Origin of the sequence: Candidatus Chazhemtobacterium aquaticus (genome assembly GCF_009936135.1) — a bacterium.
Lineage (GTDB): Bacteria > Patescibacteriota > Microgenomatia > UBA1400 > Chazhemtobacteraceae > Chazhemtobacterium > Chazhemtobacterium aquaticus.
The window spans coordinates 494,382-518,574 of the sequence record NZ_CP047901.1 but is presented as its reverse complement, the minus strand read 5'-3'; the positions used below and the strand labels follow the sequence as shown (position 1 = coordinate 518,574).

Below are 24,193 nucleotides of genomic sequence, written 5' to 3'. Positions count from 1 at the left end.
ACTAGTAACCAGATGGTGGGGTAATTAGGGCGCGGCGAAGCCTTTTGATGGGAGTGAGAATGAGGGCTTTTAGGAAAAAGGTATATGTCATTGGGGTGGTGACATCAGGAACTAAAGAAGGATGATCCTGGAAGAAGACTTGAGGTAAGTCTTTTGGATCAAGTTGGTTGCCCAACTCGTATTTAAACTTAAATGATCTTTTGAGGGTTTTTTGATCAAGGCTTGATCTGACGAGATGGGTGGTGTGGATATATGCAACGTCAAGGAAGTGGAGTTGTGAGGGGGAAAGTTGCTGAAGAGGGATGCCCTTGGTGGTGTAGGTCTGACGACCATGAGGATGATTAATAGTAAGCCCTGGAAGTTTTAGATTGATGAATCTGATATTAAAGTTACCTTTGCGACCAGCTATGACATACTGGCCGGCGGATTCTGGTAAAGCGTGGTAGATGTCCCCTACTACATTGGTGGTTTTAACAACAAGAGCGCCAACATCTTGATGGGATGATAGGTATTTAAGAACTTTTTTAATTGATTTTTCAGGCCAGACCTCATCACCATCTAAGATCATAAGCCAGTCATACTTACCTTTTGGTGTAGCTTGCAGCATCTGTTGGCGAAGTTTGGTATGAGTAGTAGCTGAGACAGATTTAAAGGTCTTAAGTGAGATCTTGGAAGACTTAATGGAACGGATAATATCAAGGGTCTTGTCGGTTGAGCCAGTGTCACAAACCATGATGTGGTCAACATAAGGAAGGGTCGACTGAAGGGCATACCAGATGAAACGCTCTTCGTTTTTGACTAAACAGTGGACGATGATTTTGCTCTTAGGCAAGGCTTTGGGTTTGTTCAAGGCGAGTGATTCTTTTTTCGTGATCCTGATAAACTTTGTTGTGCATGAAGATTTGTTCCTCTCTAATTTTTTTTAATTCACCCATAACTTTGTCAAGACCGGTGAGAACATCATCCTTAAACTGACGAAATTCGTCAACCGTGAGATACTTTTCTAGATCTTCCTTGGTAGCGTAGGGAGCAAGCGCTTTTCGAAGATCTTCCTTGGTAGCGTAGGGAGCAAGAGCTTTCCGAAGATCTTCCTTAGTGGCAAATATTTTAGAAAGCTTAGTGATATCTGTTTGAGTCAGGGCCATATATATTATTAAATCATTTTCATTTAAGAAGTCTAATCAACTTCCAGCCAGTAAGAAGAAGAACGACCGAGTTGGAAACAGCTAGAGAAATAGCGGGAGCGATAGCACCGAAACTGGGAATGAGGGCAAGATCTAGGGCGACGATTATAAAGATCTGGATGACGGTGGTAAAGGCTATAAAATTGGGTTTGTTGAAATAGAAGATGAGTGGGTTGGTGGTGACGGTAGCGTAAAGGAAGGGAATCATGGCGTAGGTGAGGTAGCGGAAGATGGGAACGGTAGAAAGATATGCCTCACCATAAACGATACGAATGATTAAGGGAGCGAACTCAAGTAAGGCAATCATACCCAGAGCAAAGAAGGTAGTGAGGAGGAGAAGCTTGAGGATATAATCCTTGACCTGTTGTTTGGTGGTAAAAGCAGAAAAGCGAGGAGCAACCACACTGCCAAGGCTTGAGACTAACATGGCATATAGAAGGGTGATGCGACTGGAAGCGGCGTAAATACCAGCTTGAAAGCTACTACCAATGGCATTAAGGAGAATGATGTCGATACGAGAGATACCAACTGAAAAGACTCGAACCAAGGCAATCCATTTGGCAAAGTGGACAATGCGGGAAACCTGAGCCTTGGGGAAAATGGGGCGAACGTATTTTAACTCCTTGGAGATGGCAAAGGCAGTAGCTAGAGAAGAAGCAGCAATGGAGGCAAGCAGGACTGAGGAGATATCAAGAAGGTTGAAGCGCAGGAGTAAGTAGGTAAGAATCAGTTTCATCCAGGAGTCTAGGGTCATGATGAGGGAGACAAAGAAGAAGCGTTTCTCGGCCTTTAAGATAGCGAGGGCAAAGCTTTCAAAGACTAGGGGAATGATGAGGATGGAGAGATAGATAATGTGAAGTGACTGAGCACCTGGCAGCGTGTCCTGACGAATGGGGAGGAAGCCAAGGGACAGAGAGCTAAGAAGAAGGGCAATTCCTAACTGCATCCAAAAAGTGACAGAGATGATGGTGGAGCGACCACCTTTAACCTTGGGAAGGAAGTTTATAAGCGCTGAGGAGATACCTAAGTCAGCAAGGGAACTAAACAAGGTAGCTAAAGCAAAGATGGCGGAAAAGATGCCAAAGTTAATCGGAGAGAGACTCCTGGCAACGACAATGGTAAATAGGGTGCCACCTAAAGCAACAGCTAGGTTGCCACCCATAATGACAGCAGTATCCCGGGAGGTGTCAGAAAAAAGTAAAGTCTTTATCTTGCCGATCACAGTTTGATTCTAGCAGGTGGGGAACTATTTTTGCTGTTTGAGCAACTCAAGGTCGTGTTTGACCATCATAGAGATTAGCTGTTCAAAAGAGGTTTCGGCCTGCCAACCCAAGGTCTTTTTGATCTTGCTAGCGTCACCGACTAAGGGGCCGGTCTCGGTAGGACGAACCCATTTGGGATTGATGACAACGTGATCTTTCCAGTTTAGGCCAACTTGCTTGAAGGCTGTGCGGGCCAGGTCCTTAACTGTGTGAACCTTACCAGTGGCAACGACAAAGTCATCAGGAGTATCGTGTTGAAGCATCATCCACATGGCCTTAACGTAATCGCCGGCAAAACCCCAGTCACGCTTGGCATCAAGGCTACCTAACTCTAGTTTGCCGTCTTTGTTGATGATGGGGTCACCACCCTGACCTAAGGGGATGTTTTTCTTTAACCCTAATTTGATTGTGGCAGCGGCAAGAGTAACTTTGCGGGTAACAAAGTCAGGACTGCGCCTGGGACTCTCGTGATTGAAGAGAATGCCAGTGGAGATGAAGAGACCAAAAGAGCGACGGTAAATCTGAGCGTCAAAGTGAGCTAACGCCTTGGCTGCAGCATAGGGGTTGGCAGGATGAATAGAGGTGTTTTCGTCTTGGGGGGTAATGGTGGTTTCGCCATATAGTTCGCTAGTGCTGGCTTGATAGACCTTGGCTTTGGGGTGAAGATTGCGGACGGCTTCGAAGATGCGGAGAGCTCCCATGCCGGTTTGATCAGCAGTAGCTAGAGGCTGATGCCAGGACTCGTGAACATGGGACTGGGCGCCCAGATTGTAGATCTCATCGGGCTTGATCTTGGAGATATACATATTAAGACACGACTGGTCAGAGAGATCTCCATAAGCTAGGTCGATGTGATGAAGTAAGTGGGCGGCGTTGCCTAGGTCGGGTTTGCTTTTACGACGAAGCAGACCGTAGACATGATAATTTTTGTTCAAGAGAAACTCGGCGAGATATGAGCCGTCTTGTCCGGTGACACCGGTAATGAATGCTATTTTCTTTTTTTGGGGCATGGGTTGGATTATATCCTAACAAGAAAAATTAGTGTTATTAAAAGGTATGATATGGTCATGAACAAGAGAAGTGGTGTGACGGCTTTGTTACTGGGATTAATGCTACTGCTGACTACTGAGGCAAGAGCGGCCGAGTTGAACATGGTGACACCAGTATTTCCTGTTAGAGATTGTAGTTACTGGAGGGAGGGGTGTGATACTAAACATTTTGATGATTTAAGGAATGTGGTGATTGAAAGCGAGTTGCCAGCAACCTGGCTGATTCACTATGATGTGTTAGTCGACAACTACCTGATGAAGGAGCTGACTAACCTACCAGATAACCAGGAAATCGGGCTGTTTTTAGAGGTGACCAGAAGATGGGCAGAGGAAGCAAGGGTTAAATTTGACTGGGAGGAAGAACACTGGAGTGCGGCAGATAAGTTGTTTAGTTCTGGATACACCTTAGAGGAAAGAAGGAAGCTAGTTGATGAGGCGTTTAATAAATTTAGGGAAAAATTTGGTGAGTACCCTAAAGCCTATGGCTGCTGGTATGTGGATGGATACACGATGGAGTACATCAGAGAGAAATATGGGGCTGAGGTGGTCCTGGGGCTAGCTGATCAGTACTCAACCGATGGCTACCAAACCTGGGGACAATATATTAACCAACCATATTACGTAAGCAAGAAGTCAGCGATTGAGCCAGCTAAACACGAGGAAGATAACAGCGGGGTAGTAAAGATATTGTGGGCACCAAGAGAACCAACTTTAAGCTTTGGAGATAGTGTGGAGTTTAGTAACTTCAGTTTGCAGGTAAACGACTATAACCGAGGCAAGGGGTTGCCCCACGACTACTTTGTAAGGCTGCTTAATGACTTAACCATTAATGTAAAAGGGAGTGTGTCTCAGGTAGTGATTGGCCTGGAGGTGGGCGAGGTAAATGAGGTCTTTTTGGCAGAACTATCCCGACAACTGGAAACTCTAAAAGAAATGGAGGGAGAAGACTTTAAAGTGGTGACAATGAGTGATTTTAACCGTTTTTACCGAGAAAAAACGAGTGAGTCCGCTACTCTACTTGTTTCAAGCCAACCTAGCAAAACTTACGAATCATACTGGTACATGTCTCCTGATTACCGGTTGGGTTTGTTTGTGGAGGACAATCAGGTGATCTTAAAGGACTATCGCTACTATCACCAGAACTTGTGGCGTGATAACGACCAGGTAAGAAGGGATGGACGGCATAACTTAAGTCGTCTAGTCCCTGCATTAGTAGATGAGGTGGCTTTGGGAAATCAAATAGTCTTGGGTAAGAGTGATGGCTTTGAGATACAAGAGATTGAGGATGGTTATGTAATTAGATTCGAAGACAAGACAATTAAGCTTAAAAAGGAAGAGCCTGTTTTTGAAGGATTCAAGCCAGGAGAGATCCCTGAGAAAATTACTGATGAAACTAATCCAGAGGAACGAGGTTGTTTTGGATTGGCTGGCGGATACAAGGAGCCGTATAGCTGTGTTAAGGAGTGGATAGTTAGAGCGACTCAACTAATACCCGATATCCGCTACTCAAGTATTGAGGGTGAAAAATTTCTTGGATTAAAAGTAGATGAAGAGCACTTGGTTGGAGTCAGATGGCCGAACATTAAGACTGGTAAGTTTTACTTTGAGTTCCCGATCTTAGAAAACTTTCTGTCGATCAAGAAGAAACTAACTCCTGACTTTGAGTGGTTTGGTAAACAGGAATATGAGGTGAGTAAATACAAAGGAGAAGTAATCGACAAACAGGCTGAGTACGGGCAGGATAACTTGAGGAGGATAGACAGGGAAGATAAGGTGTTTGAGAACGGATACTACATAGTGGTTGAGCAGTAGTATTTAGACAAGTGTGTGAGCTTAACATTCGCTTGACAGAATTGTTTTATTTAGTCTATATTTGAACCATAAGTTGTATTAAACCTAACATTTAGTTTAAATAATGAATAAAGGTGAGTATCTGGATAGTATCTTAAGATCTGAAAAAACAGTGTTCACACTTAAGGACGTGGCGCTTTTGTGGCAAGAGGGTGATGACGATTCGATCAGGGCGAGGTTAAACTATTACGTAAGGAGTGGTAGTCTGCATAGGGTTCGCAGAGGGGTGTATGTCAAAGATAAAAACTATGACAAGTTGGAGCTGGCGGTGAGAGTGTTTACACCTGCGTATGTAAGCTTTGAAACGGTATTGGCTAGGGAGGGCTTGATTTTTCAGTATCAGGACTCAATTACAGTAGCGTCATACCTAACTAGGGAGATTGTGATGGACGGCCAGAAATATGAATATCGAAAGATAAAGGATTCGGTCTTGACTAATACAGATGGGGTTATGCAACAAGAAAATCTGTGGATAGCCAGCCGAGAACGAGCTTTTTTAGACGTGTTGTATAGCAAGACAGATTATCACTTTGATAACTTAAGGTCGGTTAACTGGGATACAGTCGAGTCTTTACTGCCAATCTATGACAATAAAAGATTGACTAAGAAGGTAAGGCAAATACGCAAGGAGACTAAAGATCAAGGTGTACAATGACATTAGATAAGACCTTACACAAGACGATATTGTTTCAAATCTTGAAAGATATCTATTCGGATACTAATGTCTCCCCTTACTTGGGTTTTAAAGGAGGAACGGCGGCAATGATGTACCACGGGTTGGACCGTTTTTCGGTTGATTTGGATTTTGATCTACTTGATGACAGTAACGAGAAAGAGGTTTTTGAAAAAGTGGTGGAAATAGTACAGAGACACGGCAAGTTGAAGGATTCGCATATGAAGCGGCATAATCTTTTTTGCCTACTCTCCTACGAAGACAGGGCACATAATATTAAGATTGAGATTAACAAGATACAGTTTGGGTCGAGATATGAGGTAAAAACGTACTTGGGAGTGTCGATGTTGGTAATGGTTCCTGAGGACATGTTTGCCCATAAACTGATGGCGATGTATGAAAGGATCGGCAAAACAAGTAGAGATATTTATGATGTTTGGTTTTTCCTTGAGAACAGGTTTCCGATTAATCAAGATATCGTCGAACAAAGAGCGGGGATGCCCTTTGATAAAGTGATAGACGAGTGTGTTAACAAGTTGGAAAAGCTGAGTGCACGGAAGATTTTGGACGGGGTGGGAGAGTTATTAAGCGAAGGAAGAAAAGATTGGGCAAGAGCGAAATTGCGAGAAGAAACCATTTCACTGTTACTTTTAAGAAAAACGGGGCGTAAGGGTAACTAGAAAGTCCTTGATGGTATTGCCTCTTTCTGTCTAGAGAGAGTAGATAGAGAAGGCAACCTCACCAGTGGGATAGAGAATCTGCTTGACCGGCTGCTCATCCTCTGGGACTAGATCTGTTGGATATTTAACGAAGTAACGATCTGGTAGAACCAGATAATTAGGTTGGTGCATATCAATAAACTCAAGTACATCACTGGTGGTGTAGGGATTAACAAAGTAGAGATTGGGGGCGGGGTGATAGAAGTGGGACTCCCCCACTACAATATCTTCAAACACTAACTCTCGGTAATCTGACTCTGGTAACTTTTGCCAGAAATAGAAGTGGTACTGAGGATAGTGACCATCCCAAACAATCAGAAGAGAAGCTCCGTCATTCTCTACTTGAAAGTCAGAAAGGGCTTTAAAGCCATACTCATAACTTCTGGCGGTCTCAAGCTGATATGGATAGACGTGGAAATATGAGAAGAAAAAGGCATAAGCGGAATAGATGCCAACTAGAGAAAGACCTAAGACATACAAAAGTCTTAACCATTTCGTTTTAAACCAAGATAGGGAGTCGGTGATACCAAGAGCAGCAAAGTAAGTAAGGAAAGGAAGTAGAGTGATGACACGAAGCAGGTAGCCAGAGCCATCCTTAGTGATGGCGGCAGGTAGCGGGGAGGCAAGAATCCAAACTAAGAAAAGGTGACGAGCTTTGGGTGGGGCAGTCAAGAAGAAGCGATATGCACCATAGAGAATGAGGGGTAAGAGAAAGGGATAGAAGACGCCAAACTGGCCGGTGGAGTGACGCAGGATCGGATCACCTTTTAAGAAAAGGAAGTCGGGAGAAAAGAAAGAGAGATAGTTGCGAGTAAAAATGGAGAGGTTGGCAGTCAAGCGGTTGTAAACTAAAGGAGCGGCTAATGTTTCAGTAGGTAACCAAAAACTAAACAAGCTTGGCTTGGATACCCAAGAAAGGGCGCGATACTTATCACTAAAGTGAGTAGTATTAGGATCACGCCAGATGGCCAGATCAAGACCTCGGCCTGATAAAGAGAGTCCTTGAAAACGAGTAACGAACAAGACACCAACAACCAAAAAGGAAATAGCAACGGCCAAAAGACCAAGGCGGCGTTGTTTAGGTTTAAGGGAGCGATACAGGTAATAACCAGTAAGCAGAAAGACAAAGGGGGCAATAACAAGGGCTGATTGGTAAAGGTAAGCAGAGACTAGGAGGAACAAAAGAGAAAGGAGGTAACTTGATTTTGACTTGCTTAGGAAAAAGTAAGCAGAGAGGGTGCTGGTGATGACCAATAAGGGAATGTGGCTGTGACCAATACGGCCAATGAGAAAGGTCCAGGGTAGAAATACACTTATGATCGCGGCAACAAAGGGAACCGCTTGATTTTTTGAAAGACGGCTAGCAAGCAAAAAGATGGCCAGAGAGATGAGTGAGCTATAAAATGCTGCAGCCGCTCTGACTCCTAAAGGATTAAGACCTAGGAACCATGTAAATGAAAAAATACGATGGTAGAGAGATGGCTGGTGAAGAAGGATATAGTGTCCTGTTTCATCGGCATAAATCTCTGGCAGGTTTTGATCTAAACGATAAAAACGAAGAAAGAAGGAGACGACAAGAATGACAAGTAAAATAAGGTGAGTTTTTTTAAGTTTCATCGGGTAAAGAAGTCTTGAGCTTTGATCTTAATAACTGGCTGGTCTTCTGGCGGCTGGTTGACCCCATCATAGTAAACAACCAGATTAGGATCATTGTAGATGACCTGGAACATATCAGCCCTAGAGGTAGCAAGAGAGAGCTGCTTGGCGTAATCTTCAAATCGGCCAGCATTTTCCGGATCGGTGAAATAAAGGGGATTGGATGGATACTGAGGATATTGGGTGGTGAGATAGTCATAGAGTCGATGAGATAAGCGAGAGCGATTGACCGAGTAGTGACGGGTATAGGTGAGATAGTTCATGGAGAGATTAAGAATTAAAAACAAGCCAAGTAGGAGAGTCCCCCATTTACCCTTAGCTGAATCAGCAACTAAAGCAAAAAGAAGAGAAAAACCAACTAAAGGCAGACCTAACTCAAGGGTAAACTTGTGGTGAGGAAGAAAGAGAACGGGAAGGAGAGGGACAACAAAGAACAGGCCAGTAAAAAGATATTGACGCAGGTTTTTCTTTAGAGAGCGGAATATAAGAAAGGTGAAAGACCCAAGAAGAATTAACAAAAAGAAAAGAATGAAGTAAGAGAAGAAAGGATAGTCGGTGTAGAAACGAGGAATGGGTCTTAGTCCCCCACCTATGTAATCAACTAAAAGCTCAGGTGCACCAAAAGACCAAAGGGTATACCACATTAGGGTATTAAGAGCCATTTTGGGTGAAAAGTCCCAGATGTACGTATCCCCTTCTGCCAAGCCAAAATGGAAAAGACGAAGATATAGATAGACAGTAGTAAGTAAGAAGATGGGTAGGTATTTGCTTAACTTTAATTTGCCCTGATAGAGATCTATAAGGAGGATGAGACCGGGTATGACTACGGCAGTCTCTTTACTTAACAAGGCGAGAATGAAGAACAATAAGGTTTTCTTTCCTTGAGAGCGAAGGTGAGCGTTAAGAGCCAGCAGGGCGAAAAGAACCATGAAGAGTTCTTGATAGGCGGAGAGGAAATAAAGCCTGGTGAAGTTAGTAACTGAGAAACCATAAACAACAAGAGCTGTGATTGGAGAAATTTTGGGAAACAATGATGAAACGAGGTTTTTTAACTGGAAGAGTATAAGGACAAAGAGAAGAAGCCCGAAGAGATAGTAAAAGAAGGTATTAAAACCAAAGAGAGAATGGAAAATAAAGAAGAAGACCTGGGTGGAAAGAGGACGATAGAAAGAAGCAGACTGAGCAGTGGCAGAGAATGAAAAGAAGCTGAGAAACTCAGTAATACTACTAATCTGTGCTAAACGCAGATGAAACCAGTCATCGGCAGAGAAAAAATTAAATAGAGTAGGAGCAAAAAGAATCAGGATGAGGGGGAGGATGACTTTGTTTATCTTCATTCAATTAATTCTTTGGTTTCAAAGTCATAATACTCTATTGGGAGAGTGTTTACACTCTCTTTGCCATAATAATCGATAACCTTAATTTCTCCGCTGCTGGTCTTGGTGGGGTCGGCTTGAATAACGATCTGCTTATCGGTCCAGGAGGTAATCGCGTGTTCAACGCCATCAATATAGACTTTGCCCTTAAAGGGTAGGTCACGGAAATTGCGACCAGATAGTTTAATTTCATCCCAAAGCGTGGCTTTTTTCGGGCTAACTGACCAAAGACGGATATCGTACTGAAACTGGGTGGTGTGGACGTAAACATAATTGGTTATCAAAAACAGAGAGAACAATAAGGCGGGGGTGACGATGAAAGCTAGGGTCCGGCGATTTTTGATAACAAAAAATAGGCCAAGACCGATTACTATACCAATTAATAAAGATATGGCTGCATATTGTCCGGTTTGTTGGATAAAGTAGTTTAATGAGTTTGAAGGGTAAAAACTTTGATATACCTCTATGGTGCTTAGGGTATTGGATACTAGAGAATAAACTAGATATAAGCTAAGGAAAACAGAGCATGTCTTGGTGAGGTTAAGAATTGCCGGAACAAGATTGGTAATTTTAACTTCTTCGAGAGTGAAGGTGATGACAGGAATGGTAAGGTGGGCTAATTTAACGGCGGAAAGTTTGAGTTTAATAATGGGAGAATATGAACGAAGGATTTCTTGAATTAGTTGTTTGGAATCCAAGTATTTTTTGCCTGGTTTTAGCCGATAGGTGACTGTTAAATGTAAAGCACCAACAGTGAAAAAGATATACCACCATATGGCTAGTCTTTCCGAGATACGGTTATATTCTAGGATCGCAAATATTGAGCAAAGGATTGCTAGCCAGACGGAGTGTTTGATTAAAACCATTCCGTCAATATTCCACATAATGACGGATCCAACAAGCAAAGCTATTATGATCAGGAGCGATAAATCTGATACTGGCAGGGGAAGGACTACGTCATAGATAAAACCTAAGATAAACAGCACTAATATCAATTTCTTGAGTTGTTGAGGAAATACTGATTTGAGTTTAGCCATGATTTGAATTGTTTATTTTTTGATTAGTTTCTGAAAAGCGATGTAGATTATGAAAATCAATATGAATATTACAGATATAAAGATACCGATGTAGAGTAGTCTTTGGGGGATAAATTCAATGATTAGCTCATATTCGGTGTCTCCTCCAACCATGTCAGGTGATATGTACCATGAATTGGCATAGCTGTTGGCTAGGTAATGTTGGTCTGTTGCAATGGGTTTTTTATCCCATGTCTCAAAAGTGTCTGGTTCAAGAAATGTGGTCCTGTGCTTATATTCATTGATATCACCATCGAAGTAACTTGTAACTACTTCTTTTACTGGATGACGGTGAAGGAAGACGCTAACTAAATCACCAACAACTTTAGAAAATGATATTGAGGTATTGTTGCCGTCGTCTTTCTTGAAAACGTTCCATCCTCTGTTATAGTTTTCACTAAATACTAGAAGATAGGGTTCGGTGGCGTTTCTTACTTCAACTCGATATTTTGTTGGGTTAATTCTCTGGAAGGCGATGACCGGTTTTGACTTGTTAGGCTTTTCGTTCATCCGACTCCTAATTATGAATTTGGGTTCGTAAATTGGAGTTACTGATAAATCATTTATTGTCGCCGAGGCATTGAGGTCGACTTCTATAGATAAACCCCCTGATATTGGATCATTTCCCGATTTGACGTAATACTTGAACGTGCCTTGTCCAGGAGGGATGCCGACCTTTTTCGTTATTTGACTTGTGGACTCATTGTCTCTCTCTTTGTCGATGTCGCTCTTTAAGACTTCTTCTTCAATCGCAAGCTCGACTCCGCCATTATTGAGTTCGTAGTTGCCCGACACTTGGTACCACTGGTTTGGTAACCAATCCGTAATGGTTTGGTAATTAAACCTATTTTTGTTGCCAAGATTGATAGGCTGCCTTTCTGCGGGCAACAGGTTAATTTCATTATTGAATTTGAGGGTGATTGTATGTTCACCTGAATCAAGATACTCCTCTCCAAGATGTTGGTAATCCTGATCAGGGCTGTCAACAAGATTGATGTCGATTTTTGTATCATCAATCAAGATCTCTTTTATGAAAGAGGCGTATGGTTTGTCTTTCAATGTTTCAAGATATATAGAGTACTCTCCGGATATGGGGGTATTAAGTCGATATGACTTCTGATCGACTGCGGTTTCTGGTAGATACACACTTAGTTGTCTATCAAAATCTGACTTGATTGACGCTGTGGACAATTCTGAGAGGCCAAGTTCTGCCAGCTTCTTGAGATTATCAGAGTAATTTTCTTTGATTAATTTTGCTAACGTTGCTTTTCTACCCTTATCTTCATCCTGAATGACTAGATCTATTGATTGTTGGACTTGTGATTGCCATAAATCAAGTAGGTTCTCCAGTTCTTTAAGGCCAAATACGCGGAATAACGGCCGTGATTTTTCAACAGAAATATTGCCCCATTTTTGAATCTCACTTATGCGTTTGTTTGCAAAAAAAAGTTTCTTTTCTAATTTGCTATTAACGTCTTTTATATTGCTCAGTTCATATCTTTCTTTTATGAAGCCGACGTGCCATCTAGGACTTGATGGCTTATTTTTTACATGTGGGTAGAATATTTCTGTTTTGGCGATTTCCTCGACATCGATTGCATCCTTGGCGGGTTCGAGTAATACCCCCTCTATGACTACAGAATCAGTTTTGTCTGGCGATATAACCTTATTATCTGTGCTTTCGTTTGATTTAAAGAAAAAGGCTGTTCGCGTTTGGTAGTCATTAAGTCGTTGAATTTCTGATATTGATGCTAGTTCACTGGTGGAATAAACCGTTTCAACCGGAATGTAAAAGTGCGGTAAATACTCGTCCTCGGCAATCTGATATAGATTTATGTATTCTGCCTCTCGTACCTTAGTAAATAATTTGTCGACGTTTTTGAGCATCTGCTCGTTAGGACAAAAACCAAGAGGTTCGTTTAGTTGATCTTTTTGAAAAATGATGTACTTGATGTTTAGAAGTGACAGAAATATATTTTCGTTATTTTGTTGCGCACATATAGAATTAAGAGCTGCAGTGTGTAGTGGTATTAATCCCGTATTATTTAATTCGTCAAAGATAATGGGATTGCTAGTTATGGTATAAAGCGGGTTGTATATTTGTGAGCCTTTTTCCTCGTCATCCATCCAGGTAAACTTAGAGGTCCATCTTGGCATTGGTAAGGCCAGCAGCTTCGCATCCAATTCTTCTTTGTTAATTAAGATGTTTGTCGAAAGATATTCATCCGGCAATTCAAGGGTTTGAAAATCGCCGCCCAAATTACCGGTGATCATCGGAAACGATGTAATGGCAATTAAAAACAAAAGGCCAACATGGACGATATTTCGTTTACGTTTCTCTCTGGTTTTAATGAGGTAGGTAATAAATATGCCGTATATAAACACAATAAAGATTCCAAATTTTGATACATCTCTAAACATGTAAAACATTGGTATGTTCTTAAATGCCCATACAAATAGTGATCCAAAGGGTTGGTGGGCGCCTGCGCTAAAAAAAATTACGACTAATAATGCAACTCCCAGGGTAAGACTGATCTTTCTTGTTTTTTTTGTCTTGATTGCTTTGAGATAGCCGATGGTAAATGCCAGAAAATACGATGTCCTGATTATTAGATTAACTTTGCTGGTAGTGTGTTGCTGTACTGTTGTTGTTCCGTGGACCGAGTTAAGAAAAATGACATCTTGGAACGAGACCATGTTCTTTATATTGTTCAGGTCTGTGATTGGATCGTATCGATAATTGACGATTTCACTGAAAACAAAATTGCCGATGAGCGGAAGAACCCACCAGAGATTGATGAAAATTGCGGTAAATGACCAATGACCTAGAGTCTTAATTTTGGTGTATTTTGGGTGTTTGTCGAGGATGACTAAATACAAGAAGAAGCAGATGTTAGCAAAGATAAACAAGTGCATAAGTTGTGCAGAGAATATTGATAGTATTCCGGCGACAAACAGGTATTTTTTTTCTAGACTTTTAGAAAAACTGATCAGACTATCCAGCAACATTATTGTTGCAGCTGCAGGTAAAAAATATATTTGTTGCCAACCAAAGGAAAGGAAGTTGACAGTGGGAGACGAGTAGGCTGTAAACATAACGATTAAAAGAACATCCCTTCGGTTGAAACCAAATTTTTTAAAATGTTTGTTGATGAAATAAAAAACTGACAGATTGAATAGTATGAAGGGAGTAACCAACCATACTCTGTTAATCATTTCTGTATTTAGTCCTATTGCTTTCAATGCCGCAGATATGATGACCAAAGACGACCAATTGATGATATAGATTGAGTTGAATATTCCAGACAAGTAATCCTTCCAAACGTATGGGTATAGATCCAGAAAATTGGTGTTTAATAAAAAAAATTGGGTGAAGTCAACATTGGCTATCAAACCATCCAGGTTTAACAATTTGAAAAAAGGAAATATTGAAAAGAAAATTATTAAAGGTTGGACCATATGGTTATTTGCTTATTTTGATAAATAGCAAGTCTAGCTTGATCGAGTTCTTAATTAACCAGAGTACGGACATGTTTATTTCGCTATTCTGACGATAAATATTTATAATTTCTTAAGAATAAAAATATTGACAGGAGCCAGGGACGGAAAGTGTTTGAATATTTTCCCTAACCGATACTCATAACCTATCATGCTTAATATTTTAAATTTGTGAAAATGCACCATATCTTTCATCGCATTGTGTGTAATCCCTCTTATGTGATGTATTGGATTGTCGTCGGGATTATTAATTCTTCCAAAAATACCGGTACCAAGATTGGCTTTTTCATTGCTTATCTCAAGAATATGGGGTTGGTAACCGAGTAATAATTCTATACGTGAATACAAAGAGGCGAGATTAGGAAAGGAAAAAATAAGTAGACCATTATTTTTAAGGTTTCGATAGCAGTTCCTTAAGAGAACATCAGTATTATCTATGTGTTCGATCAGTTCAAAAAAAGTAACAACATCGTACTTTTTGTTTAGGGAAAATGGTTTTTCTACATCTTTAGTAACGAATCGATTGACATATGATGGTTTATTTGTCGAGACAATGTCTATTGATGTGATTTGAACATCTTTTTCTTTTGAAATTATTTTTTCAAAATTGAACTGGCTTCCACAACCTAAGTTTAATATGCTATCTCCGTCTTTGATCCAGTGACTTGTCAGCTTGTACAAATCATCAGGTAAGTTGTTATCTCCGCCTTGCAAATTTCTTATTGTTTTACTCATGTGTGTATACGGGCTGATTTATTCTTTGCCAAATATTTTGATAAATAGTGTTTAAGTTAAATTCGTTACGAAACTTGCTAATATTCTCCTGAGTTTCTTTGTATTCCTTTTCTGACATTTTCCTAACTTTCTCCAGGATTGTTTTAATTTCATCTTCATTTGTATATCTAAATCCTAATTTTTCTCTAGCAATGGTTTCACTAACTTCAGGTCTTGAGGAAATGATAACTGGTACGTAGCAAGCAAGATATTCTTTAATTTTAACTGGATCGCAATAGTAAGTCCATTCACTACTGTTGTTGTATGGAGCTAATCCAAAGCCCCCAAATTTTTTCAATATATTGATAACTTGCTGATGCTTAAGATTTCCCAAAAACGTGACTGAGTCGTCGAGGTTTAATTTTTTTACCAGATTTTTAAGTTTCCGCTCGTATTCTCCGCTACCTATAACGATAAGCTTCAGATCTAGTTTGGGTAATTCTTTTATTACCGTCTGAAGTCCATGCTCTTTTGAAAGGTAGCCGACATATATGAGCGATTTACTGTATTTTGTTTTTGGCTTGATTTTTCCGATTTTGTCAAAATCGACGCCATTCGGCGTTAAAAGTAGTTTGTTTTTATTTATTCCTTCATCAATCCTGGCGTCGATGGTCCTGTTTGTATTACAACAAACCAGATCTGCTTTCTGGGCGCAATATTTATCAATGGATACATATATTGAATTAATTAGTTTGTTATTAAATCTGTTTCTGGCGAAGTCGGTGTTAAAAAATACGATTTTGTTTATCTTGTGGCGAAAAATCACCAAGGGAAGCGTATCAAAGCTATTCATACCGAATCCGACATCTATTTTCTTGGGTAGTTTAAATAGCCAGTATGAGGTGATAATAAAATCTAGGAAGTAGCGGAATATGGAATATGTGTTTATCCTAACTTCACTAATTTTTTTGCCGTTTCGTAAAAAAACAGACTCTGGAGAGGCATTGTTGTTAAGTGGATGAATTATTTGATAAAAATCAAAGCGCTTTTTTTCTGATATGAATTTTGCTAGTGATTGAACTGGTCCATAAACCTTTGTAACATGAGCGGTCTGCAAAACTGTTGTTTTGCTTGGTGAAGATATATTCGGCGTTGTTTGTTTTCTCATATTTGGAAATTATTTCGAAATAACCTGATGCTTAACATAGGAGAATCCTACTCCAATCCTTAATAAGGCCATACCCAACACTAGTCTTGGTTGGTGTAGTAGTTTTTGCCATTTTCCTCTTTCTAAAAACACCACTACTAACCTGTATATGGGGCTGAACTGTTTCTTAACATCAGGGTCATCTTTTCCCCACTTTTTAATATATATGTCAAGACCTTTCGAATAGTAACTTTTTTTAGCCAGATACTTCTTTAGGTTAAACTCAGCTTCATTGTGATAGATAGGCTGTTTTATTAAATCAACTTTCCCAAGTTGACGGATTTTTTTGTCCAGATCCCAATCTTCACCGCCGGTTATTTGTTTATCAAAACCTTTTACTTTTACAAAAGCAGACTTTTTAATAAACCTAACGCAGTCTATAACCGTACCCTCATAGAAACTGCGTTCAAAACGCCTGACCTTACTCCAGTAGCTGTCCCCAGTAACTATCTCTCGAATATACAAACCAATGATGTCAGGATTTTTAGTAACTTTGGAAACACATGAAGATATAACTTTTTTACTTAACTCCATATCAGCGTCTACGTACATGACGTACTGACCGTGACTCTTGGTGATCATGCCATAGTTTCTCTGAGCTGACCTCTCTGGACCTTTGGTGAAAATGTTCTTGGTGTATTGCTTGGCTAGTTTGACAGTGTCATCAGTAGAGTGGTTGTCAACAACGATTATCTCAATTTTCTCCCGAGGATAGTCCTGATTCTTGATGGACTTAAGACAAGAGACAATGTGTTTTTCCTCGTTCTTGGTGGTAATAACCACGGAGACTAATGGGAGAGCGGATTTCATAAGGATCATTTTAGCTCAAAAATGGTACAAGAACGAGACCAATTGAGACGAGGGTGATAGAATGCATGTGTATGCAAACAATAGAGTACGGCAGACAACAAGGAACTCATAAGGTATTGGGTATAAGACATTTGACTGATTCAGCTTTTGTACTCCAGATTGAGAAGAAAAACTTTAAATTCATCCCCGGTCAATGTGTCAACATTGGTTTGGTAAATGAAGCGATTAACCGCGAGTACTCCAGCTACTCATCCCCCAATGATGACAAGCTAGAGTTCTTGATTAAGACAGTCGAGGGTGGCGCAGTAACTCCTAGGCTCTCTAAACTCAAACCAGGAAATAAGGTGTCTCTTGATGGAGCTTATGGCCTATTTACCTTAGACGAGAAGAAGTTAAATCAAAAACATATCCTGATTGCTACTGGAACAGGAATAGCTCCATTCCATTCCTTTGTTAAGACATACCCTAAACTTGATTACCAGATCATCCATGGAATCAGATATGCAAACGAGCAGTATGACCGCAAGGACTATGCCAAAAACCGATATGTAGCCTGTGTGTCAAGAGAAAAGGGTGGAGACTTTAGCGGTAGAGTAACGGAGTATTTAAGGTCAAACAAAATCGACAAGAGAGCCCGATACTACTTGTGCGGTAACAGTGAGATGATCAACGACGTCTATGATATCTTAAGTGAGGCTGGGATAAATGGAAGTAATATAGTAACGGAGGTATTTTTCTAAAAATATGGCTAGAAAAAAGAAACTAAAAATCGCCATCTCGTATCCCCCAATTGTTAACAAGCTGGGGCAGAAGGCAATGGTGTCTCAGAACCGCAATGTGCAGTATTTCAAGACTCCGACTTACCTACTACCAGTTGTCCAGGCTCAGGCAGCAACCTGGCTTAAGCAGATGGGATATAACGTGAGGTGGGATGATGGCAATGCCCAGTTAAAGACCTATGAGAAATGGTTTAGTGACTTGGTCAGATGGCAACCAGATGTAGTGGTGTTTGAGAGTACGACTCCGGTAATGAAGTTTTACTGGAAGACGATAAACGAACTTAACAAAAAGCTACCCAAAACCATCTTTATCATGTCAGGCTACCACTCGATGAGAAAGCCTGAGGAGACGCTTGATCACAGCAAGACGGATATTGTGCTTAAAAGCAACCATATTGATTTTGTGTTGCATCGGCTGATCCCCTACTTGGAGAGTAATAAGGACTGGAGAAGATCCTGCAAGATCGAAGGGTTAACCATTAGAGTAAGAGGGAGTAAGTATCGGGATACGGGCAACTTCCGTCAGGTAGAGCCATTAAATAAGTCGCCTTTGATTGACCGTGACTTAGTGAATTGGAAAAACTACGCGTACGAGAACGGTAACTTCCTGCAAACTCCTGGAACATATGCCACCAGCGTGATTCGAGACTGCATGTTTGGCAAGTGTACTTTTTGTAGATACAACGGGCCGGAGATGACCTTCTCGAAGATGTCGGTGGAGAGATCTCTGGATGAGTATGAAAGACTTATTAACGAGTATGGAGTAAAAGAGATTTTTGATGACTCGGGGGTGTGGTATAGGGGCGAGGATGCCAGAAAGTTTGCCCAGGGGATCATTGATCGAGGACTTCACAAAAAAGGGTGTTATTTTGGTTTGAATACTCGCTTTGAGTATCTTGATAAGGAAACGATAGAGCTGATGGCTAAGGCTAACTTCCGCTTTGTATTAATCGGCCTTGAATCAGGGAGTGATGAGACATTAAAAAGATTAAACAAAGGATATCAGAAGAAATACATTGAGAGAGCTTTGAAGTGGATGACGGAGGCTGGACTACACCCTCACCTGACTATCATGGTGGGCTATTACTGGGAGACTGAGAAAATGCTCTCTGAAACCATTGATTATGTGAAGTACCTGATGTTCTCAGGACTGGCTCGGACTCTGCAGGTAACTTTGTGTACACCACTTGATTACACCCCTTACCACCAGGAGTGTATTAACAAAGGAGTACTACTGACTGACGATTATGATGACTTTGATATGAGTAAGCTAATCGTCAAGACTCCCCTACCTCACGAGCGATATTACCAAGCCATCAGGGAGATGTACTCCATTGCTTTCCATCCTAAATTCTTGTGGAGACAGATCACTTACTTAAAGACATTCAAGAAAAAAGACTGGCAGTTCCTGTTTACCTATGGCTGGAGGGCGGTACGAAGAGTAAGACAACACATCTTTAACTTGACTGAGGCAAACAGAGTAGACGGAAAGAAGTAAGAGGAGGAGTGATACGGGTAATATAAAGATTGTTGTATTTAAACGAGGTGGAAAGTAAGATGGGTTGAGAATGAAGGTATTAACGAAATGGTGGTGGCTGTTACTGGTTGTCTTGGTGGCAGGTTTGGTTCGATTTTACCAGCTGGAGGAGGTGCCGGCTGGTCTTTATTATGACGAAGTAGATCTGGCTTACCAAGCTAGAAGTTTGCTGGAGACAGGCCGAGACTATCGAGGCACCTTTAGTCCTTTTTACGCCTGGTCGATGCATGATCTTAAGACTCCATTACCGATATATCTATCAATCCCAGCAGCGATGATATTTAGCCCTGGAGTCTTGCAGGCAAGAGTGACAACGGCTTTGGCTGGTATGGCGGTGGTGGTATTGGCGGCTTTGCTAACCCTAAAGTGGAGTAAGGATAAGAGAGCGGCTTTCTTAGTTGGAGCAGTGATGGCCTTAAATCCCTGGCTGATTCAGTTTAGCCGGATTGCTTTTGAGGCCATGTTTGCCTTGATGATGTATCTTGGCTTTTTACTTACCTTTTTTAACTGGCTTAAGAGTAAAAATGTAAAAACCTTTTATCTCTCAGTAGTCCTGTTGTCGTTGGGGGTATATAGCTATCGGATCATGAGTTTCTACGTGCCATTAACTTTTCTAATGGTTGGGCTGGTTTACTGGAGAGAGATACTGGGGATGGGTATAAAGAGAGTGGTGATCGGAGGGATGGTGGCGGCGGCAATCATCTTACCCTTCCTGTACTACACAGCGGTGGAGACACCCGACCAAACCCGATTTGAACAGCTATCGATCTTCTCTGATCCATTGGCTCCAATTTATGTAATCAGGGGTAGGGAGGTAGACTCGGGTGATTATCTTCAAGAGACGGTTGGCAACCGACCGGTGTGGTACTCATACTTGTTTCATAATAAGGGGGTGGAGTATTTGTCTTCTTTGAAGAACAACTATCTTAAAAGCATCTCCACCACCTTCCTGTTTGCAACGGGAGATAGTAACCTGCGGCAAGGGATGGGTAAAACTGGGGCTTTGTTATGGATTGATATTATCGGTTTGGCAGCAGGACTGTTTTGGCTAACCAAAAACATTAAGCGCAAAGAAAACCAACTACTGGGCCTGTGGCTGTTAAGTTCCCCATTACCTGCCGATCTGACTGTGGATGGAGCTAATCACGCTTCGAGACTGATCATGATGGCCGGACCGCTACTTATCATTGTAGGCTTGGGCTGGTGGCAGATTACCAAGATGCTAGCAAAGCAAAAATGGGGAGGGCTTATCAATATAGCTTTGGTTGGTGTCTACCTACTGGTGTTTATAAACGTGGCTCACAAATACTTTGTCCACTTTCCTCTGGAAGCGGCCAGGTGGCATGGTTATGGATACCAACAGGCGATGTTGAAGATTAAAGAGATAGAGAAGGACTATGACAAAGTAATGCTGACTAACTCCAATGATCCGGCCATGCTGTATTACCTGTTTTGGGCCCAAATCCCACCGAAAGATGTGCAGGAGTATGGAGTTGAGTTTGGACCTGAGGTAATTAAGGGTATGGGGTTGGACAAGGTGAAGATGATGAGCTGGAGTAAGGTAACTGAGGGTAAACAGATGCCTCATGAGATGGGTGAAGCACTCGAGGAAGGCGTTCTTTATCTAATCACTCAGCAAGACGCTAAGGGAGATATTAGGCCTGAGAAAGGAAGTCTGCCAAGTAGGGTAAAAGTCATCGAGAGTATACCCTACCCTGATAATAGTGAGGTGGCGTATTTCCTGGTGACCAAGGAATAGATCAGCGACTCAACTTGCGGGTAAAGAGAAAACCCTGAAGAAATCTTAGGCCATACCAGAAATGAGTGAGGAATATAACAGGGAGGGAGAGGAAAGCTTGCAAAGGCTGGCGAGAACGGTTAAGAATCCAAAGAGCATTAAGGCAAAGGGCAGCAATATAGAAGCCAAGGAGAGTGTGACCTATTTGAGTTACAAGAGCTAGCAAGGGGTGAGTATATAAAGGAGAGAAGAGAAGAAAGATCAGACCTAAGGCCATAAGAGAGGGCAGAAAATAAAGAGGTCTAAGGGAGGTCTTGGGTAAGACTCTGGCAAAGAAACCTCGGTGCAATCCGTAGTTACCATTCTGTTTAAGATGAGGGATGAGGAGAGAGCGCCGATGGTGGTAAACCAGGGCTTTGGGCTCGTAGACAATCACTTTGCCTAGTTTGTGAGTTAAATCTAGACAAAGCTTGGTGTCCTCACCTGGATAGTAATGAGAGTCAAAACCCTTAACCTTATTAAAATCTGATTTTCTGACAGACAAATTCATGGAAGGATAGTCGTCAACTAGTCGCTTCTTGCCAGGCAAGAAACGATAGGTGTAGGATCCTGAGCCCAAAGGTGAGGCAGAGGCCCAACCAGAAGCCTGTTTGTCCCAAGATGAATCAGGGGGGGTAACACCAGGTCCGCCAACGGCAGCCACCTTAGGGTCAGCGAAGTTGTCGACTATAGCCTGAAGCCAACCAGGAGAAGGATAGGCGTCATCATCCAGGAAACTCAAGATACTACCCCGAGCCAGCTTGGCTCCAGCATCCCTTTTTTGAGCCGGACCGACATAATGACCATAAGATTTTTTCTTTAACTTGGGATGGGTTAAATTAACGGGATAGTCGGTGACTAAAATGATCTCGAAATGAGTATATGTTTGCTGATCGATTGCCTTTAGACTTTCTTTTAGATAAGGATTGTTTCGTTTGTAATCAACGATGATGATGGAAACCAAAGGTCGAGAGGAACTCATGAGTGGTAGCGGAGAGCTAATTTGGGATCATGTTCCCAGATATCCTGATGGCGATCGTCGTAGTAGCGAAGGATATAGGTGCGGTAGATGATGGCTAGGAAATCGACGGCAGAGTGATAGAGAGCTGAACCGTTAATAGTGCTTGAAAAGTTGTAGTTTAGCTCGATGGGAGACTCGTAGATACGATTGAAGCCTAAACGGTGAGCCACGATTAGGATCTCTAAATCAAAAGCAAAACGCTTGATGACTAGACGAGGAAGGACTTGTTCTAAAACTTGCCTACGGAAAAGCTTTAAGCCTGTTTGGGTATCAGAGACGCGGACACCAAAGAAGAGACGGATGGCCCATTGAGCCAGGGTACTGATGACTCTGCGCTTAAAGGGATAGGTGACCTTGCTGGCTTTGTGGCGTTTGCTACCGATGATGATATCGGCTTCGTACCACTTAAGATGCTCTAGGGCCATACCAATACCGGAGGCGTGAAGATCGGATCCTGCATCTATGAAGGCAATCAGACCACCCTTGGCTCTGGCCATACCGTAACGGACGGCATAACCCTTACCTCTGTTTTGAGGATATGAGTAGACGGAGACCTTGGTGCTCCTGGCTTTCCTGGCTTTTTGAAGAGTGGTGTCACGAGCATGAGCTTTGCCATCAACAATGCAGAGAACCTCGTAAGGACGATTGAGCTGATCAAGATATCGGGTGATGCTTTTTAAGTCTCTTACTATAGTTGGACACTTGTAGGTAGGGACAATGACACTTAAGAGATTGGGGTCGGCTGGTTGGGGTTTCATACTTTCTTAAGGGTATTGTATATAACGAGGGTGATAAAGAGACAAAGCTGGAGAGTCAGGTTTAAGGTAATGACCTGATAGAGAGAGGAATGAATAAAGATGATTAATAAAGGCTGAAGTAAGGCGAAAAAGAAGAGTAAGTAAGTACCTTTTTCTTTACCAACGGCGAGTAGATACGAGAGGGTGAGCTGGTTAAGACTTAAGAAGAACATGGTCAGGGAGATGAAGGGAATTAATGAAGTGATGGCTAGATACTCGCTACCTGAAAGCAAGCGAACAACTAAGTCAGGGAAGAGAGAGAAGAGAGAAACAGCGCCAATACCTAAAAAGCCAGCTGAAATGATGAGTTTTAAGTAAACTGAGTTGGTGGGTTGTTTGCTGGCGTAACGGCTGGCGGCAATGGGGAGGATTAAGCTACCGATGGGAGTAAGACCAAAGAAAATCATGCGACCGATGACGGAAAGAGCTGAGTAAAGGCCAGAGTCATGAGAAGAAAAGAAGTAACGGACGAGTAAAACATCGGTGGACATGAGGGAGAGGGTGCCGGCGGAAAAGATGAGGGAGTAGAGAAAGATATGGTTGATCTTGAAAGTGGTCACCTTTTTAGGCTTGGGTAGAAGATATGAACGAAGCAGGTAGCCAGAGAGAAGGATGGCAATGACACCAGAGAGAAACATGGCCAGAACACCGCTTAGAGCACCTAATTTAAAAATGAGGAAGATATAAGCCGAGGCGATAAGGATAAGGAGCTCGATGAAGCCAATAAGAACTTGAGTAGTGAAGCGCTGAAGAGCAGGCAGGTATGAGCGAAGAACGGCACCAAGGATAGAGGTGACGGTCATCAGACTCAAGACTATGAAGGCCGCAGGGTCGGCAGTAAGAAGATGAGCTAATGGATTGGCAAAGAAAATGACCAGAACAGATATGAGGAGAGCAGGAACCAGGGCTAGCGGTGAGAGAAAGTAAAAGAAATGCTTGATGGAGCGAAAGTCTTGCTTACCAAAAAAGAGAGAGACGTCTCGACTGACTAGGGTCTGAATAACGCCGGAGGGAATGGTAAGAAGATAAAGAAGGGAAACGTAAGAGAGAAACTCACCATAGGAAGAGGGAGAGAGGAAGCGGAGGAGAAGTAAGTGAAAGAGATAGCGGCCAAAGTTGATAAACAAGCTGCCGAAATAGAAGAGGGAGGAGTTTTTGGCAGTAGAGGTGGTTAGGTGTTTGGTTATTTGCTTCACTGGGGTGATTT

At 41.9% G+C, this 24,193-nt stretch carries 20 protein-coding genes; 6 read left to right on the top strand and 14 right to left on the bottom strand.

The annotated features are described in order from the left end of the window. Position 1: 1 nt before the first annotated feature. From MICH65_RS02695 to MICH65_RS02680, 4 genes are read right to left on the bottom strand one after another with little or no spacing between them, the layout of a single operon-like run. Complete coding sequence (locus MICH65_RS02695; RefSeq protein WP_161931889.1) at positions 2-850, bottom strand: glycosyltransferase; 849 nt, start codon at positions 848-850, stop codon at positions 2-4. Then, a complete protein-coding gene (locus MICH65_RS02690) occupies positions 825-1,145 on the bottom strand; it encodes a hypothetical protein (RefSeq protein WP_161931888.1) in 321 nt (106 codons plus the stop codon). The genes MICH65_RS02695 and MICH65_RS02690 overlap by 26 nt, the downstream gene beginning before the upstream one ends. Positions 1,146-1,164: 19 nt before the next feature. Beyond that, the gene (locus MICH65_RS02685; protein WP_161931887.1) at positions 1,165-2,406 is read right to left on the bottom strand and encodes an oligosaccharide flippase family protein; all 1,242 of its coding nucleotides are present in this window, start codon (positions 2,404-2,406) and stop codon (positions 1,165-1,167) included. Positions 2,407-2,430: 24 nt separating this feature from the next. After that, complete coding sequence (locus MICH65_RS02680; RefSeq protein ID WP_161931886.1) at positions 2,431-3,456, bottom strand: GDP-mannose 4,6-dehydratase; 1,026 nt, start codon at positions 3,454-3,456, stop codon at positions 2,431-2,433. A 57-nt stretch (positions 3,457-3,513) separates the two neighbouring features. Between MICH65_RS02680 and MICH65_RS02675 the strand changes: the two genes are divergently transcribed. The 3 genes from MICH65_RS02675 to MICH65_RS02665 all read left to right on the top strand — a co-directional run bounded on the left by MICH65_RS02675 (position 3,514) and on the right by MICH65_RS02665 (position 6,699). Beyond that, positions 3,514-5,307, top strand: a complete 1,794-nt coding sequence (locus tag MICH65_RS02675; RefSeq protein ID WP_161931885.1) for a hypothetical protein — start codon at positions 3,514-3,516, stop codon at positions 5,305-5,307. A gap of 103 nt (positions 5,308-5,410) precedes the next feature. After that, positions 5,411-6,001 carry a type IV toxin-antitoxin system AbiEi family antitoxin domain-containing protein gene (locus MICH65_RS02670; RefSeq protein WP_161931884.1) on the top strand — a complete coding sequence of 197 codons (591 nt, stop codon included), beginning with the start codon at positions 5,411-5,413 and terminating at the stop codon, positions 5,999-6,001. Beyond that, positions 5,998-6,699, top strand: coding sequence for a nucleotidyl transferase AbiEii/AbiGii toxin family protein (locus MICH65_RS02665; protein WP_161931883.1), 702 nt, complete (start codon positions 5,998-6,000; stop codon positions 6,697-6,699). Before MICH65_RS02670 ends, MICH65_RS02665 begins: the two co-directional genes overlap by 4 nt. A 30-nt stretch (positions 6,700-6,729) precedes the next feature. Here MICH65_RS02665 and MICH65_RS02660 read toward each other — a convergent pair whose 3' ends face one another. The 7 genes from MICH65_RS02660 to MICH65_RS02630 form a co-directional block, all read right to left on the bottom strand. Further along, entirely contained in the window at positions 6,730-8,355 is a 1,626-nt protein-coding gene (locus tag MICH65_RS02660) for a hypothetical protein (RefSeq protein ID WP_161931882.1), read from the bottom strand. Continuing rightward, positions 8,352-9,731 carry a hypothetical protein gene (locus MICH65_RS02655; protein WP_161931881.1) on the bottom strand — a complete coding sequence of 460 codons (1,380 nt, stop codon included), beginning with the start codon at positions 9,729-9,731 and terminating at the stop codon, positions 8,352-8,354. Before MICH65_RS02655 ends, MICH65_RS02660 begins: the two co-directional genes overlap by 4 nt. Continuing rightward, complete coding sequence (locus MICH65_RS02650) at positions 9,728-10,807, bottom strand: IPT/TIG domain-containing protein (protein WP_161931880.1); 1,080 nt, start codon at positions 10,805-10,807, stop codon at positions 9,728-9,730. Before MICH65_RS02650 ends, MICH65_RS02655 begins: the two co-directional genes overlap by 4 nt. A gap of 12 nt (positions 10,808-10,819) precedes the next feature. Further along, positions 10,820-14,062 carry a YfhO family protein gene (locus tag MICH65_RS02645; protein ID WP_161931879.1) on the bottom strand — a complete coding sequence of 1,081 codons (3,243 nt, stop codon included), beginning with the start codon at positions 14,060-14,062 and terminating at the stop codon, positions 10,820-10,822. Between the two features lie 345 nt (positions 14,063-14,407). Continuing rightward, the gene (locus tag MICH65_RS02640; RefSeq protein WP_161931878.1) at positions 14,408-15,079 is read right to left on the bottom strand and encodes a class I SAM-dependent methyltransferase; all 672 of its coding nucleotides are present in this window, start codon (positions 15,077-15,079) and stop codon (positions 14,408-14,410) included. After that, on the bottom strand, positions 15,072-16,226 hold the full coding sequence (locus MICH65_RS02635) for a glycosyltransferase (RefSeq protein ID WP_161931877.1): 1,155 nt from the start codon (positions 16,224-16,226) through the stop codon (positions 15,072-15,074). Before MICH65_RS02635 ends, MICH65_RS02640 begins: the two co-directional genes overlap by 8 nt. Positions 16,227-16,235: 9 nt before the next feature. After that, a complete protein-coding gene (locus tag MICH65_RS02630; RefSeq protein WP_161931876.1) occupies positions 16,236-17,075 on the bottom strand; it encodes a glycosyltransferase in 840 nt (279 codons plus the stop codon). Between the two features lie 71 nt (positions 17,076-17,146). Here MICH65_RS02630 and MICH65_RS02625 point away from each other — a divergent pair, with 71 nt between their 5' ends. From MICH65_RS02625 to MICH65_RS02615, 3 genes are all read left to right on the top strand, one after another. After that, the gene (locus tag MICH65_RS02625) at positions 17,147-17,815 is read left to right on the top strand and encodes an FAD-binding oxidoreductase (protein ID WP_161931875.1); all 669 of its coding nucleotides are present in this window, start codon (positions 17,147-17,149) and stop codon (positions 17,813-17,815) included. 4 nt (positions 17,816-17,819) lie between these two features. Continuing rightward, a complete protein-coding gene (locus tag MICH65_RS02620; RefSeq protein ID WP_161931874.1) occupies positions 17,820-19,352 on the top strand; it encodes a B12-binding domain-containing radical SAM protein in 1,533 nt (510 codons plus the stop codon). 70 nt (positions 19,353-19,422) lie between these two features. Beyond that, positions 19,423-21,150, top strand: a complete 1,728-nt coding sequence (locus tag MICH65_RS02615; protein WP_161931873.1) for an ArnT family glycosyltransferase — start codon at positions 19,423-19,425, stop codon at positions 21,148-21,150. 1 nt (position 21,151) lies between these two features. On the opposite strand, the gene MICH65_RS02610 is transcribed toward MICH65_RS02615, so the two are convergent. The 3 genes from MICH65_RS02610 to MICH65_RS02600 are packed head-to-tail and all read right to left on the bottom strand — an operon-like array spanning position 21,152 to position 24,182. Further along, complete coding sequence (locus MICH65_RS02610) at positions 21,152-22,150, bottom strand: glycosyltransferase (protein ID WP_161931872.1); 999 nt, start codon at positions 22,148-22,150, stop codon at positions 21,152-21,154. Then, positions 22,147-22,947 carry a glycosyltransferase family 2 protein gene (locus MICH65_RS02605; protein WP_161931871.1) on the bottom strand — a complete coding sequence of 267 codons (801 nt, stop codon included), beginning with the start codon at positions 22,945-22,947 and terminating at the stop codon, positions 22,147-22,149. The genes MICH65_RS02610 and MICH65_RS02605 overlap by 4 nt, the downstream gene beginning before the upstream one ends. Further along, positions 22,944-24,182, bottom strand: coding sequence for a hypothetical protein (locus MICH65_RS02600; protein ID WP_161931870.1), 1,239 nt, complete (start codon positions 24,180-24,182; stop codon positions 22,944-22,946). Before MICH65_RS02600 ends, MICH65_RS02605 begins: the two co-directional genes overlap by 4 nt. Between the last annotated feature and the right edge of the window lie 11 nt (positions 24,183-24,193).

What these genes read in the sequence shown, in the direction of transcription:
- MICH65_RS02690 (WP_161931888.1), bottom strand. Translation starts at nt 1,145, where the DNA reads ATGGCCCTGACTCAAACAGATATCACTAAGCTTTCTAAAATATTTGCC.
- MICH65_RS02680 (WP_161931886.1), bottom strand. Translation starts at nt 3,456, where the DNA reads ATGCCCCAAAAAAAGAAAATAGCATTCATTACCGGTGTCACCGGACAA.
- MICH65_RS02675 (WP_161931885.1), top strand. Translation starts at nt 3,514, where the DNA reads ATGAACAAGAGAAGTGGTGTGACGGCTTTGTTACTGGGATTAATGCTA.
- MICH65_RS02670 (WP_161931884.1), top strand. Translation starts at nt 5,411, where the DNA reads ATGAATAAAGGTGAGTATCTGGATAGTATCTTAAGATCTGAAAAAACA.
- MICH65_RS02665 (WP_161931883.1), top strand. Translation starts at nt 5,998, where the DNA reads ATGACATTAGATAAGACCTTACACAAGACGATATTGTTTCAAATCTTG.
- MICH65_RS02660 (WP_161931882.1), bottom strand. Translation starts at nt 8,355, where the DNA reads ATGAAACTTAAAAAAACTCACCTTATTTTACTTGTCATTCTTGTCGTC.
- MICH65_RS02655 (WP_161931881.1), bottom strand. Translation starts at nt 9,731, where the DNA reads ATGAAGATAAACAAAGTCATCCTCCCCCTCATCCTGATTCTTTTTGCT.
- MICH65_RS02650 (WP_161931880.1), bottom strand. Translation starts at nt 10,807, where the DNA reads ATGGCTAAACTCAAATCAGTATTTCCTCAACAACTCAAGAAATTGATA.
- MICH65_RS02645 (WP_161931879.1), bottom strand. Translation starts at nt 14,062, where the DNA reads ATGATTAACAGAGTATGGTTGGTTACTCCCTTCATACTATTCAATCTG.
- MICH65_RS02640 (WP_161931878.1), bottom strand. Translation starts at nt 15,079, where the DNA reads ATGAGTAAAACAATAAGAAATTTGCAAGGCGGAGATAACAACTTACCT.
- MICH65_RS02635 (WP_161931877.1), bottom strand. Translation starts at nt 16,226, where the DNA reads ATGAGAAAACAAACAACGCCGAATATATCTTCACCAAGCAAAACAACA.
- MICH65_RS02630 (WP_161931876.1), bottom strand. Translation starts at nt 17,075, where the DNA reads ATGAAATCCGCTCTCCCATTAGTCTCCGTGGTTATTACCACCAAGAAC.
- MICH65_RS02625 (WP_161931875.1), top strand. Translation starts at nt 17,147, where the DNA reads ATGCAAACAATAGAGTACGGCAGACAACAAGGAACTCATAAGGTATTG.
- MICH65_RS02620 (WP_161931874.1), top strand. Translation starts at nt 17,820, where the DNA reads ATGGCTAGAAAAAAGAAACTAAAAATCGCCATCTCGTATCCCCCAATT.
- MICH65_RS02615 (WP_161931873.1), top strand. Translation starts at nt 19,423, where the DNA reads ATGAAGGTATTAACGAAATGGTGGTGGCTGTTACTGGTTGTCTTGGTG.
- MICH65_RS02610 (WP_161931872.1), bottom strand. Translation starts at nt 22,150, where the DNA reads ATGAGTTCCTCTCGACCTTTGGTTTCCATCATCATCGTTGATTACAAA.
- MICH65_RS02605 (WP_161931871.1), bottom strand. Translation starts at nt 22,947, where the DNA reads ATGAAACCCCAACCAGCCGACCCCAATCTCTTAAGTGTCATTGTCCCT.